We start from the raw sequence: 13,242 nt of genomic DNA on the forward strand, positions 1-13,242 counted from the left end.
TATGATGAAAAAGAAAATCTTGTATAGCGTATTGATCGTGCTGCTCGTTTCTTTTGTGCTTGCCGCATATAACGCCTTCAACGGAAATCCCGTAAGCAAGAAGCTGTCTCAAACGGCGCTTGAGCATTATTTGACTGACCGCTATCCTGAAAAAGACTTGCGGATCGACAGCGGGCTTTATAATTTCAAGTTCTCCGAATATGTATTTGAAGTCACGGATACCGGCGATCAAAAGCGCAAAGATCCCTATCTGTTTTCTTTGAGAGGGTTTGTTCAACCAGAAGTACACACGGACGGTATCTATGAAGAGAACCTCAACGAACCGCTGATGGAGCGGCTTGGAGAAGAAGCCGGAAAAGAAATCAAAACGTTTTTATCGAAAAACATAAACCATCTGAAAGACGTTGACGTGCATGTGGAAGTATTAAAAGGAAAGCTGAAAGAGGACGCAAAATGGGAGAAAAGCCTCCGCTTAGAGCGGCCGATGGAGATTCATATTTTACTTGATGCCGCAAATGCCGACCGAAAAGACGTATACAAAACGGCGCAAAAGATTCAGCGCCTGTTGAATGAAGAAAGGTACGACTATGAAAGCGTGACGATTAATGCCAACATTTTTGAGGGGGAAGATATCAAAGACGACGAGACCGGCTATGTCAAATACAGCACCTTCTTTGAAAAAAATACGGATACCAGGCTGAAGGATGTTGAGGAGCTAAATGAGTAGCGATCCATCCTTCAGTCTGAAAGGTTTGATCAGATGTGCAAACCGCCGCAGAAAGCGGCGGTTATCTGTTTAATATAAGTGTCTTTAGCGACTTTTTGAAACCGGCCGTCAGCCAATGCGCCAGAAGAGAAGTATCCGTATAAAGATGACAGAAAAGCGAAGGCCTGTGAATCCGCATCTCCCTTTTTCATCAGGCTTTTGTCCTGCATCGTTTGAAAGTAGTCTGTTAAATAACGAAGGAGTTCTTCCATATGCTTTAACAGAGAACCGAAAAGATCAGTCATCCTTCCGCCGTCTTGAACAGCGATAAGGTAGAGGGGCTTGTTTTTTTCCATATGAAGCAAATACGATTCTGCAATCAATGTTAAGTCATTCTCCAGGTTCCAAGTGATATCATTTTCAAATACGCGCTGAAAGGCTGGTATATAAGAAAATTGCTGAACGGCCGCTTCCAAAAGTCCGAGCTTTGTGTTGAAGTGGCGATAGACCGTCATCTCGCTGACGCCTGAATGGAGCGCGATATCCTTTACCGTCACCGACTTGAAACCGTATTTTTGCATTAAGTCTAAAGCAGCAGATATGATCCGTTCGTTCGTCTCTTGCAAAGGTGTATACCCCCATTTTATGATAGTTAGTAGTAACTAACACCAGTCTAATCAGGCGCTGAATTGATGTCAACCCGTTTCAAAAAGGATAAAAAGGAGTTTTAATCATGAAAAATATTTTAATCGTCAATTTTCCGGCGGAAGGGCATGTCAATCCTACATTAGGGATCACCAAAGCATTTGCTGACAGAGGCGACAATGTGCACTATCTTTCAACAGAAAAGTATAAAGACAGGCTGGAGGGCGTCGGGGCTACCGTCCATTTATACAAAGATCTGGTAAGAAACGCGCATATTGATCCGAATTCACCGTCCGGCCTTCTTGAATTTTTAAAAATTCATCTCAAAACCTCGCTGTATGTTTTAGACATTGTAAAAGAGCTGTCCAAAAGCATTTCGTTCGATGCCGTGTATTATGACACATTCGGTGCAGGTGAATTGGTCAGGGATTATTTGAACATTCCGGGAATCGCTTCGTCGGCTTCATTTCTCTTCGGACAAGAACATATGAAGATTCTGCCGCTGCATCCGGATTCAGGCGCGGAGCTGCACTTGGACAAAGAATGTGAAGACATGCTTAGTGAACTGAAAGAAAAGTACGGCGTCTCACCTAGGCATACAGGACAGTTTATGAGCAATCAGGCGGAGTTGACGGTTGTGTATACAAGCCGGTATTTTCAGCCTGAAAGCGACCGTTTTGGGGATGATGTGCTGTTTATCGGTCCGCGTTTTCCGAAGCGCCTCGACAAGACCGATTTTCCGATAGAATCGTTAAAGAATGAGAAAGTCATTTATATTTCAATGGGAACCGTACTTGGTAAAACTGCGGATTTTTTCAATATGTGCATCGATGCTTTCCGAGATTTCGACGGCAAGGTTGTCATCGCCGCCGGCGAAAAGTCGAACTACGCGGATATAAAAGAAGTGCCGGAGCATTTTATCATTGCACCGTATGTGCCGCAATTAGAAGTGCTTAAAGAAGCCGATGTGTTCATCACCCACGGCGGCATGAACAGCGTCAATGAAGGCATTCATTACCATGTCCCGATGGTCGTGCTCCCGCATGATAAAGATCAGCCGATGATCGCCCAGCGCCTGAAAGAACTGAATGCTGGATATCCGCTGTTTACAGAAGAGGTCAATGCTGAAAGATTAAGGGATGCAGCAGAACAAGTACTCACTGACGAAAAATATCAGGAAGGCATTCAAAAAATTGATGAAAGCTTCAGCAACTGCATGGACATGATAGACGCATTGGCGCGCATTGATGAATATACGGCGCGGAAATCGCTGCAGCCTTAATAGAAAGCCCAGCCGCTTTACCAAGCGGCTTCAGCGTGTCGACAAACCCTCGCATTCGTTGTCAGGCCTGCGCGTCGGTGCTCACGAATTCCAACATTCGCTGTGCTCCGATGCTCGGCCTTCCTAGACTGCAAGGGTTTTCAATCACGCTGAAAGGATGACAAAATCCCAAAACTAAAAGTCGTTTTGGGATTTTGTCAACAATCTGAAGCCGCTTTACCAAGCGGCTTTTTTTTATGCATAAACTCCGCAAAACAGATAAAAATAGAATGAATCATAGATCAGAAAGGATGTTGCATGATGCGCAAACTGTGCGTTTGCCTGCTTCTCGTCATACCGCTGTCATGTACGGCTGTCATATCTTCTGCCTACGGGGAAACACGCGTTTATCAAGAGTTGACCGACAAGCAAAAAAATGAACTGGCTTCTTTGCAAAAGGACATTGTGGAAAAGAAAAAACAGCTGATCAATAAGTATGTGGAGTACGGAATCCTTGATCAGGAGAGGGGTAAAGAAATTAAATCTCATATTGAGAAGCGCTATGAAAAAGAGCGGGAAAACGGGTTTCTGCCAAAGTTGAAGCACCAAGAAGAAAAGTTTCACAAGCATCATATTCATTAAACTGAAATAGACGGCGCCTCATTTTCTTCGTGACAAAAGTGTAAAGACAGGTGTAAACTAATACTCATGTAAACTGCTAAGAGAGTAAAGAGGTGTAGTGAGTATGAAGAAGAACCGTCCTGTTTCAGAGCGCAGACTGCTTGGCATCGCCGGTCTCGGCTGGCTTTTTGATGCTATGGACGTTGGCATATTATCGTTTATTATCGCCGCTTTGCACGTGGAATGGAAGTTGACGCCGCAGGAGATGAGCTGGATCGGCAGCGTCAACTCAATCGGCATGGCAGTCGGGGCGTTTGTCTTTGGCCTTTTGGCTGACCGTGTCGGAAGAAAATACGTTTTTATGATTACGCTGCTGTTTTTCTCGATCGGCAGCGGGTTATCCGCTTTGACGACGACATTGTGGGCATTTTTAGTCCTGCGCTTTTTCGTCGGTATGGGGCTTGGCGGAGAGCTTCCAGTCGCATCTACACTCGTATCCGAAACGGTTGCGCCGGAGCGGAGGGGAAGAGTCGTCGTCCTGCTCGAAAGTTTCTGGGCATTCGGCTGGCTGGCCGCAGCGCTCATTTCGTATTTTATTATTCCGGCCTACGGCTGGCAGGTTGCTTTATTAATAACCGCGATACCGGCTATTTACGCCTTATATTTGCGGATCGCCCTGCCGGATTCTCCGAAATATGAGAAGCTTGCGCAGGAAAGGAAGCCGACCGTCGTGGAAAATGTGAAAAACGTCTGGTCCCCCAAATATGCCCGGCCTACGGCCATGCTGTGGATTGTCTGGTTTTGCGTTGTCTTTTCCTACTACGGCATGTTTCTTTGGCTGCCGAGCGTCATGGTGATGAAAGGATTCAGCATGATCCAGAGCTTTGAGTACGTCTTGATCATGACGCTGGCTCAACTGCCCGGCTATTTCTCCGCGGCATGGCTGATTGAAAAAGCCGGCCGGAAAATGGTGCTTACCGTCTACTTGTTAGGGACGGCTGTCAGCGCCTACTTCTTCGGATCGGCTGAATCGCTGGCGCTTCTGCTTGCGTCAGGTATGTTTTTATCGTTTTTCAACCTTGGTGCCTGGGGCGCGCTTTATGCTTATACGCCTGAACAATACCCGACATCAATCAGGGGGACCGGCGCAGGAATGGCAGCCGGCTTTGGCCGAATCGGCGGCATCCTGGGCCCGCTTCTTGTCGGCTATCTCGTCGCCCGGGGAACAGAGATTTCAATGATCTTTTTGATCTTCTGCGTCGCCGTTATTGCGGCTGTCGCGGCGATCTTCTTTTTGGGGACGGAGACGAAGCAGAAAGAGCTTGCCTAATGTCCGAATTCTCCTTCATAATGGACGGGACGCGAGAATTTGGAAAGAGTTGATTGAATTGAAAAAGAAAGCCATCATTACTGGTCTCTCGTTGTTGATTCTTGTGACAGGCTGTTATGTGTATAACCTCTTTTACGGAAATCCGTTCAGCCGCGCGCTGGCTGAACACAAGCTATCGGCATACTTGCAGGAAGCACACGCCGGTGAAACCTTAAATATGAAAGGGAGCTCCTATAATTTCAAGTTTGCTGAATACCTTTTTCGTGTGTCAGATGAGCGGAATGATGAGTACATTTTCAGCGTGAAAGGCGGATTGCACCCGGCTGTCACAAACGATGGCATCAAAGAAGCCAGACAGGAAAAGACGAGAGCCAGAATAAGCAAAGAAGCCTCAAATGAGATCAAGAGAGAGCTTGAAAAAAAGCTGAAAAACGTAATTGACGTCCAAGTTTCTCTATCAGGAAGCTATGATGTCAATACAAATTGGAAAAAACTGAAGCAAACAGAACCGATCGCTGTTACAGTTACCTTGAATTCAGGCCGGGACGGCCGGAGGCAGGTCTATGACCAGGCAAAAGTAGTGAAAAAGTTATTGAGCGGCTACCATTATGAAAACATTGAGATTGACAGTATGGGCTTAGACGGGGAAGACCGGCCAGGCTATGTGAAGTACAGTGTGCATGTTTTAAAGGACCGTGCGATAGCCATTGAAGATGTAGAGAAGACGCTTTAACGCCTTCTCTTTTTTTATACGGGGGATATATAGGCGGTTTGCACTATTGATGTCCAAGGCCGAAGCGAATAGAATCATATTAAGAACAAATATTGACGGGATTGTTACTGGTAAGGCAGGCAAGACCTAAAATGTGCTAAAGGAACTACAGACCTTAGTGTGCTTTTTTTGCGCCTATCGGCTGATGCTTTCGCATGTTTTAGGTCTTTTTTTATTCCTTTCGCCGGGGGTCTTTGGATGTGATGGCACATTTTTCATTTTGATCGTCTTCTGTTGATTTGATAGGATAGAAAAATTGGAGGAGGTAGATCCGGGTGCTGCATAAAGAGATTGCAAGAGTTCTCTTGCCCCTCATTGGAGGCGCGGAGAATATCATCAGCATCAGCCATTGTACGACAAGGCTGCGCTTCAATGTCAGAGATGAAGAAAAAATCGATATAGCTGCTATTGAAAAGATGGAGTCTGTGCAGGGGACTTTTTTCAGATACGGTTTGTTTCAGATCATTTTCGGTACAGGTGTAGTCAATAAGATTTATAAGGAAATGATTCAATACAGCGATCCGGCTCCTCTTGAAGAAGCCCGGCGGGAGGCGCCGCCAAACATGAACGTATTGACGCGATTTGCCAAAACGCTGTCAGACATCTTTGTGCCGATCATTCCGGCAATCGTTGCGAGCGGATTGCTCATGGGTCTCATCAGTGTGCTTAAAGAATTCAGCCTCGGCGCTTATGGCGGCCCGCTGATGAAAATGCTCGATATTTTTTCAAGCTCAGCGTTTGTCATTTTGCCTGTGCTGATCGGGTTCAGTGCGGCTAAACAGTTTGGAGCGAATCCGTTTTTAGGCGCTGTCATCGGCGGAATTCTGACCCATCCCGATTTACTCGATCCTTCATTGCTCGGCAGCCAAAAGCCGGAATCCGTCGAAGTATTCGGCCTTGAAGTCCCTTTGATCGGATACCAGGGGACGGTCATACCGATTCTCTTATCCGTCTACATAATGAGCAAAATCGAAAAATTCTTAAAAAGAATCGTCCCCTGTTCTTTAGATTTGCTTGTCGCACCGTTTATTACAGTCATGGCTTCCGGATTTGCCGCGCTGTTTATCATGGGGCCGCTCTCACTGATCATCGCTCATTTCGTAAGCGACTGTCTCGGGTTTGTTTATCATTTTGCGGGGGCCTGCGCCGGATTTTTATTTGGCGGGCTTTACTCCTTACTCGTTTTGAGCGGCCTGCACCATAGTTTTTATGTGATTGAAGCGTCGCTGCTTGCAGATCCCGAATATGGGGTCAATTTTCTGCTTCCAATATGGTCGATGGCCAATGTCGCGCAGGGAGGAGCGGGACTCGCCGTATTTTTGAAAACAAAGAATGCCGCTATCAGAAAGATTGCAATTCCGGCTTCTCTCACCGCTTTTTTGGGAATCGTCGAACCTGTCATGTTTGGCGTCAATCTGAAGCTCGCGAGACCGTTTATCGGCGCATCGATCGGAGGCGCCATCGGAGGGGCATACGCCGTCTTCACACACGTTGCGGCAAACTCTTACGGACTGTCCGGCATCCCGATGATTTCAATCATTCTCCCTCTTGGCACCGCCAATCTCATTCATTATTTAATCGCTTTTGCGATTGCGGTGATTTCAGCATTCATTGCGACTTTGTGTCTTGGCTTTAAAGATGAAAAAGAATAATTCCGTTTTCATTCATTAAAACAGGATGAAAGGAAGGCAGCTATGAAAGTAAAAAAAATCTTAAATAACAATGCGCTCGTCGTCAAGGATGGCGGCGAGGAAAAGATCGTATTAGGTTCCGGAATCGCATTTCAAAAAAAGAAGAATGATATTGTCGATAGATCTAAAATTGAAAAAATATTTGTGATGAAAGATTCAACAGAATACCGCCAATTCGAGGAGATCTTAAAAACGTTGCCGGAAGATCATATTCAGGTGGCGGAGGACATTATTTCTCATGCGGAAAAAGAGCTCGGGATCAAAATCAATGAGCGAATCCATGTCGCTTTTTCAGATCATTTATCATTCGCGATAGAACGGTTAAGCAAGGGAATGGTCATTAAAAATCCGCTGCTTCAGGAAGTTAAAGTCCTCTATACGAAAGAATTTCAAATCGGCCGCTGGGCAAAGGCCCTCATTAAAGATAAGCTGAAGATCGATATTCCGGAGGATGAAGTCGCCAATATTGCGCTTCATATTCATACAGCGAAAACAAACGCGGGAGATATGACAAAAACGCTCGATCTCACAACGATGATCAAGGATATTATCGAGATTATCGAAGATAAACTCAACATTAAAATAAAGGATGAGACGATTTCGTATGAGCGGCTTGTCAACCATCTCCGTTTCGCCATTCAGCATATTGAATCGGGAGAGACATTTTACGAAATGGATGGTGAAATGATCAGCCTCATTAAAAAGAAGTTTGGACAAGCGTTTATGTGCGCAGAAGAAATCGGGGCATTTGTGAAGCGGGAGTATGGCTTTGAATTTCCGGAAAAAGAGCTGTGCTATATTACCATGCATATTCAGAGATTTTATCAGCGGTCTGCTGTTGTGTAAAGAATGCCTGTGTTTAAGACAAAACGGAGCCCTGTTATCGGGCTCCGTTTTTGTTTAAGGTTTCAATTTCCGTTAAAACCGAATTTTCGATTAGAAATCCTTTTACATTGACGTGCGAAGGGATTAACGGGTGCTGTCGGATGGCGGCGACGCTTTTTTGGACGCCTTCGGCCGCATTTTCGCTCGGTGACAGCCATTCATCGATGCTGCCGTACGGAAATTCCGGACTGCAGTTTTGGAAAAGGTACTCTAAAGTTTGCATTCTATCGCTTAAATCTTTGTTTCTATTTAAAAGGTCAGAAATATCTTTATCTGCCGTTTGCTCGTATTTATCGCGGACAATCCAAATTTCTTCCGCTTTGTTCCGGTGGACAAGGGTAATGATATCCCTCATCATATCACCGTAGGGCTGTGAAATATCAGGGAAGACGCTTTTTAAAACAAGGGCGTTCTCAGGCTGAATATTCCCTGCCCGGCAGATGGTCTGTTCAAGCTGTTTCTCCATTCCGATAATCATCAGTATTTTTTTGTTTTCTTCCATGACATTTCACCTCATTCATTTATCGTGTTTGTCCAGTTCTTCCATTTTCCCTCCGGGTTAATAGATGCCAGGTGGATCCATCCGTTCTCCGCCTTTTGCCGGAAGCTGTGATCGCGGTCAAGGAGACGTTCGATAGCATCATCCGGTGCTTCGATCACGATCAGGAGTCTGAGAGGCGCATGATATATTTCGTCATCCGACCGCATGACGGACTGCCACGGGAGACCGGCCAAAAGATCGCTTGCATTTCCTTGCATGACGCCGAGGCCTGAAGTGACGGTTTGAGTTGCCTTATTTCCGCTTCCATAATAATGCGGTGCGACGGTTGACGCGTAATATTGCAGATTGATCCATTGGGCTACTGTTCCAGGCCCTGAAATGATGCCGCTGAGGATGGAGCCGTCCTCGTCATTCCGCCAGTCATAGCTGTGCAGAAAAGCTCTTCCTTCAAGATCAGCTTCGCGTGTAAGCCGGCGTGTGCCGATGATGAATGAAGCATTTCGGGCCAGCCCCCATTCTGGACGGATTTCGCTCCAATCTTCGGCGAAGCGCTCAACTTCATTCCGCGGATTTTGGTAGCCGAGCTGCGGCAGCTCTTCTAAGCGTTCGGCTCCGACAGTACGGCTCACATCAGGAAGCACCGAGTTGATGCGGTCGAACGCTTGTTGAGCTTTAGCCGGAAGCTCAGGTACATAGAGCCACTGCAGTTCATCCAATGTTGTAATGTGCTCTGCGGCGGCGAATACCGTATCTTCCGGAATAAAAATGCCGTCGGAGCGGAGCCTCTGTCTGACGCTCGGAAGGTTGCATAAAGCGGCTAGGACGCGTGCGTTAAAAGCGCCTGATGCGCCTCCGCAGGCGCCGCAGTCCAATGCCGATGCATAAGGGTTATTCGTGCTTCTGCTGGCGTGCCCGCAAATGACAACCAGCGGAGCGAACCGGTCGGTGATCCCCATCATCTTTAATGCCTGTCTGGCATAGGCGGCTTTTTCTTCATCCGTAAATCCGACCGGAATATCGGCATCAGATGTTTCCATACGATCAAGCGAGAGCTTTGCCTGAGGCTTTTTCAGCCATGTTTTCCGCGCATTCCGGAAAGTTTGCCCGGCTGTGCGGGGGACCAGGCTGCGCGCGGCCATTTGCAGGCTCAGCCATGGCCCGCTCACTTCGGGAAGGAGCATACCCGCCAATAGATTCTGTTTCATCTTTTTAAAGGCGGAGCTCAGCGAAGCTGCTGCTTTTTTATGTTCTTGATACGATTTAAAGCTTGATTCATCGGCCGTTTCATTTACTCGATGCTGAGGTTTAAGGATGACCGGCAGAGAGCTGTGAGTGTGCTTAGTGCCAAGTTCACACGTTTCGATTGCCAGATTGAAAAAGCCCGCTGTTCCATACGTTTCAAAAGGGCCTGACTTTTCCAATGCCCGTCGGAACGGCTCTGAACGGACATCAATACAAAATGCAAGCTGGGCCAGCGCCGCTTCACTTTTGGCGGCAGCGGCAGGTTTGTTTGCCGTGATGAGGTTCCTTACCTCAGCAGCGTATGATTGTTCCCATGCTTCCAGCCAGATGCGCCTGCGCGTTAGATCATCAAAGCGGCGGGCGAGTGTTAATCTTGCTTTTTGCTCTGCTGCTGAAAGTTTGAGCCATTCGTCAGGCGTCAGGCCGCCCCAATGCAGCCAGGCCGCAATCAAAGGAACGATCTGCATCTCTTTTTCAGGTTTTGGCTTAGACAGCGGCACATAAGGTTCAATAAGCATCCATTCCATTGAAAGCCGGATGGCCAAATACTCGAGAAGCAGCCCTTGTTCGTCCTGCGATTGCTGGGAACGCCAAAGCATCATCCCGGCCCATCCCGGAAGAGAGAGCAAATGAGCTTCAAGGTATGCCTGAACGTCTCCATCAGAAATATCAAGCGCTCGGAGTGCTCTTTTCATCGCGTCCCGAGGCTCCTCCGGCCACCCTTTCAGTCGTTGGCGTTCCGCTCGCGCCAGGGCGGGATCATGTTCAACAAGCTGCCGCCAAGCGCTGTAAAACCCTTTCTCGCGATGTGGAAGCCGCCATGCCGATTGTGATTCATCGAGAAACAGCTTGCACCATTTAATCACATGATGATCAAGAAGGTGAGCGGTTTTTTGTCCGGCAAAAACGCTGAGCGGTTTGATCAAGCGTGTTTTTTGATCATCGATTGTCCCGCGCGCCGCTTGTTTGGCAAGCTTTTCGACTTGCCGGGATCTCAAGAGCTTTTCAGGGATTTCATCCAGCTTGAGCGCGGCTTTGCAAAACGCTTCCGCTGTTTCCCTCTGCATGCCGGGCTGATGTGAATCGAGCCAATGCGTCAGCTTTTTTTCAAGAATGGCCTCATCGATTTCTCCCCTTTGTTTTGCGGAGCGGAAAATGGAGGACTTTGGGTATATATCAACCTGAAGCTGCTGTTTAAGCTGCCGGGCCGTCTGTTCAAATGTCTGTTCTTCAAGACCCATCCACGGATGGCGCGCGGCAAAGGTTTCAATCGGCCAAAGCGGCGCAATGACTCGTGCTGCTGATTGAACCGATTCATCAATATTAAAGTCCGCTGTCTGATGTTCATATTTGAAGATCAATTGTTTAGACAATGTGGGTGCTGCTTTCATGATTGACGACCTCCTTGAGTAAGATATTGGTCAAGATAATTCGGCCGTTCTTCGACCGATTCAAAATGAGGCTCACCCGTTTTTACAAGACGCAGATAAAGTGCGCCGGACCATGCAAACCGCTGCCGAACGATCAAGGCGCCGGCCGCAGTGCCAGCTAACAAAACGACTACCGTTAAAACGGCCGCCATGACGGGTGGTTGCGCCCCCTGTACAACAGCTTCCTTCAGGAGCCCGTGTAAACCGGAATGAATGATGGCAAACGCGAGTGAAGCCCCCGTTAAAATGAAAAGCCCGGCCATTCGTGTGACGCGACCGTCATTGGCTGTGACAAGCTGTCTCCAAGCAATGAACAATGCCCAGCCTAAAACAAGGGCGCTGATCAATTGATAGCCATCGTCCGCAGCTGAGACCCAGATTCCGATGACGACAGTAAGAGCAAAGGCGCCGCCTATCATGTCCCAGAAAAGAGCCGGTCTGCCCCGTTTAGAGGCGAACGATTCATAACGGCGCACCGCTGATCCGGCTTGCAGGAAAAGGGCGGCTTTGAACAGGCCGTGCAAAATGAGGTGAATAACAGCCGCAATATAGGCTCCTAATGCGCATTGGACGAGCATAAAACCCATCTGCGCGACCGTTGAAGCTGCGAGCTGCCGCTTGTAGTCCGTCTGGACGATCATCATGCCCGTTCCGAGCAAGACGGAAAAGACGGCGGGAACAAGCAGAATAAGCTGCAGACCATCACCGCTGAACATCGGTGCGAAACGGGTCAGCATGACGCCGCCTACATTTACGAGTCCGGCGTGCATGACCGCGGAAACGGGAGTCGGAGCGATTGCCGAATCGAGCAGCCAGCGATGAAACGGCCACTGTGCCGCAGGAATCATCACCGTTAAAATGATAAGGAGGCCAATCCCGGTTTTCTCCCATGAACTGAGCTGTACAAGGCTTTCCTCCGCTATGGCGGATGATAGCTGCCAGTGTCCTGTCGCGAGAGACAGCCAAAGAGCGGCTGCTGCTATCGCCAGCCAGCTGAGTGCAAAGATTCGGCCCGCATACAAAGCGGCATTTTTGGCCGGTTGCCACGCGCTGTTTAAGCCGATTAGCGCGGTCAAGCCGAAAAGCGTGATACCCCAGCATAAGAGGAGCCAGCGAAGATCATCGTTCAGCCAGGCGCATGAAGCGCCTCCTGTTGTAAGCGTCAGCAGCACAAAAAATTTACGGTAGGAGCGGTCGCCGAACAAATACCGGACAGAGTAGCGCTGGACGATGAAGCCGATTGTCAAGACAAACAAGGCGATCAGCCAAGCCAGCGAATCCAAGCGCCAAGGAGCTCCAACTTGCCCGGGATTTGCCGTTATCAATGCTGCCAGCGCGGCAAGCGGCGGCAGGGCGATGATCTTGGCGTGAATCCGTACATATGCCAATGGAACCTTTCGATTCAGGACGAGCAGTGCGCTGAACAAACAAAGCGCAAGCGACGCGAAAAATATTTTCAGCCAAAATAAAGAATCTAGCAGATCAAACATCCGGCATCCCTCCGTCGGGATGATGGAAAAGAACATACTGTTTCATGTCTTGCCTTCCTTTCTGAAAACGTAAAAAAAGCCGGTATATTCAGGATCGGCCCATTTCAGCCAATCTTTCTGAATAATACCGGCTTATCTTTAACTCATGTTCATGCTTTAAAGATCTTCCGTTTTTCTATGCCAATTTTTTTTGCAGGTCGTTTGCCAATTTAAATACCATGATCCGCTCGCCAGTGCGGGTGCTGATATCCGTGTGAAAGCTGATCGTCTCTTCACCGGTCAGCTCCTTCATTATGCGGCTCAGTTGTTCTATACCCGATTCCACCAAACCGGAGCGGGTTCTTTTAATTGACAGCAGGCCTTCTTTTGTACTGCAAAGTTCGTATTCGGCGGGTGTCAAAATACCGTTCAGGGAAATGATGACCATATTTCTGAGAATGTCTGTTTTAACAGACACGGAGCCGCGGCCCAAATAGTCTTTTTCCCATTGGGTTAAGGTTTTGCTGATCTCCGCCTCCAGAGACCCCTTTGTCACTTTCTGTTTTTTCAATGTTATATCCTCCTGAAAAACGGTATATTTCTTTTCCTTATACATGAGTATAGGGAAAATGAAATATACCGTCCTATCAAAATGTTAATGTCATACATGGTAAAGGGTGCTTTTTCA

The 13,242-nt window shown here is 47.7% G+C and carries 12 protein-coding genes; 7 read left to right on the forward strand and 5 right to left on the reverse strand.

Going from position 1 to position 13,242, the window contains the following annotated elements; all coding sequences use genetic code 11:
- Nucleotide 1: 1 nt before the first annotated feature.
- Nucleotides 2-727, forward strand: coding sequence for a YfjL-like protein (locus CP943_RS04695; RefSeq protein WP_025810228.1), 726 nt, complete (start codon nucleotides 2-4; stop codon nucleotides 725-727).
- Between the two features lie 29 nt (nucleotides 728-756).
- Here the strand turns inward: CP943_RS04695 and CP943_RS04700 are convergent, their stop codons facing one another.
- Nucleotides 757-1,332, reverse strand: a complete 576-nt coding sequence (locus CP943_RS04700) for a TetR/AcrR family transcriptional regulator (RefSeq protein WP_025810226.1) — start codon at nucleotides 1,330-1,332, stop codon at nucleotides 757-759.
- 107 nt (nucleotides 1,333-1,439) lie between these two features.
- Here CP943_RS04700 and CP943_RS04705 point away from each other — a divergent pair, with 107 nt between their 5' ends.
- From CP943_RS04705 to CP943_RS04730, 6 genes are all read left to right on the forward strand, one after another.
- Entirely contained in the window at nucleotides 1,440-2,633 is a 1,194-nt protein-coding gene (locus tag CP943_RS04705) for a macrolide family glycosyltransferase (protein WP_025810225.1), read from the forward strand.
- Between the two features lie 297 nt (nucleotides 2,634-2,930).
- Nucleotides 2,931-3,254, forward strand: a complete 324-nt coding sequence (locus CP943_RS04710) for a YckD family protein (protein WP_020450587.1) — start codon at nucleotides 2,931-2,933, stop codon at nucleotides 3,252-3,254.
- Nucleotides 3,255-3,357: 103 nt separating this feature from the next.
- Nucleotides 3,358-4,563, forward strand: coding sequence for an MFS transporter (locus CP943_RS04715; protein WP_025810221.1), 1,206 nt, complete (start codon nucleotides 3,358-3,360; stop codon nucleotides 4,561-4,563).
- On the forward strand, nucleotides 4,556-5,296 hold the full coding sequence (locus tag CP943_RS04720; RefSeq protein ID WP_075213735.1) for a YfjL-like protein: 741 nt from the start codon (nucleotides 4,556-4,558) through the stop codon (nucleotides 5,294-5,296). The genes CP943_RS04715 and CP943_RS04720 overlap by 8 nt, the downstream gene beginning before the upstream one ends.
- Nucleotides 5,297-5,610: 314 nt before the next feature.
- Complete coding sequence (locus CP943_RS04725; RefSeq protein WP_105980814.1) at nucleotides 5,611-6,987, forward strand: sucrose-specific PTS transporter subunit IIBC; 1,377 nt, start codon at nucleotides 5,611-5,613, stop codon at nucleotides 6,985-6,987.
- 42 nt (nucleotides 6,988-7,029) lie between these two features.
- The gene (locus tag CP943_RS04730) at nucleotides 7,030-7,872 is read left to right on the forward strand and encodes a PRD domain-containing protein (protein ID WP_020450591.1); all 843 of its coding nucleotides are present in this window, start codon (nucleotides 7,030-7,032) and stop codon (nucleotides 7,870-7,872) included.
- A 34-nt stretch (nucleotides 7,873-7,906) separates the two neighbouring features.
- On the opposite strand, the gene CP943_RS04735 is transcribed toward CP943_RS04730, so the two are convergent.
- The 4 genes from CP943_RS04735 to CP943_RS04750 form a co-directional block, all read right to left on the reverse strand.
- On the reverse strand, nucleotides 7,907-8,413 hold the full coding sequence (locus CP943_RS04735; protein ID WP_035339184.1) for a carbonic anhydrase: 507 nt from the start codon (nucleotides 8,411-8,413) through the stop codon (nucleotides 7,907-7,909).
- A gap of 11 nt (nucleotides 8,414-8,424) precedes the next feature.
- Nucleotides 8,425-11,046 (reverse strand): DUF2309 domain-containing protein, encoded by a 2,622-nt coding sequence (locus CP943_RS04740; protein WP_105980815.1) that lies wholly within the window; start codon nucleotides 11,044-11,046, stop codon nucleotides 8,425-8,427.
- A complete protein-coding gene (locus tag CP943_RS04745) occupies nucleotides 11,043-12,575 on the reverse strand; it encodes an NADH dehydrogenase subunit 5 (protein ID WP_105980816.1) in 1,533 nt (510 codons plus the stop codon). The genes CP943_RS04740 and CP943_RS04745 overlap by 4 nt, the downstream gene beginning before the upstream one ends.
- Before the next feature lie 175 nt (nucleotides 12,576-12,750).
- Complete coding sequence (locus CP943_RS04750) at nucleotides 12,751-13,125, reverse strand: Na-translocating system protein MpsC family protein (RefSeq protein ID WP_016886253.1); 375 nt, start codon at nucleotides 13,123-13,125, stop codon at nucleotides 12,751-12,753.
- Nucleotides 13,126-13,242 lie beyond the last annotated feature (117 nt).

Origin of the sequence: Bacillus paralicheniformis (assembly GCF_002993925.1) — a bacterium.
In the GTDB taxonomy this organism is placed as follows: Bacteria; Bacillota; Bacilli; order Bacillales; family Bacillaceae; genus Bacillus; species Bacillus paralicheniformis.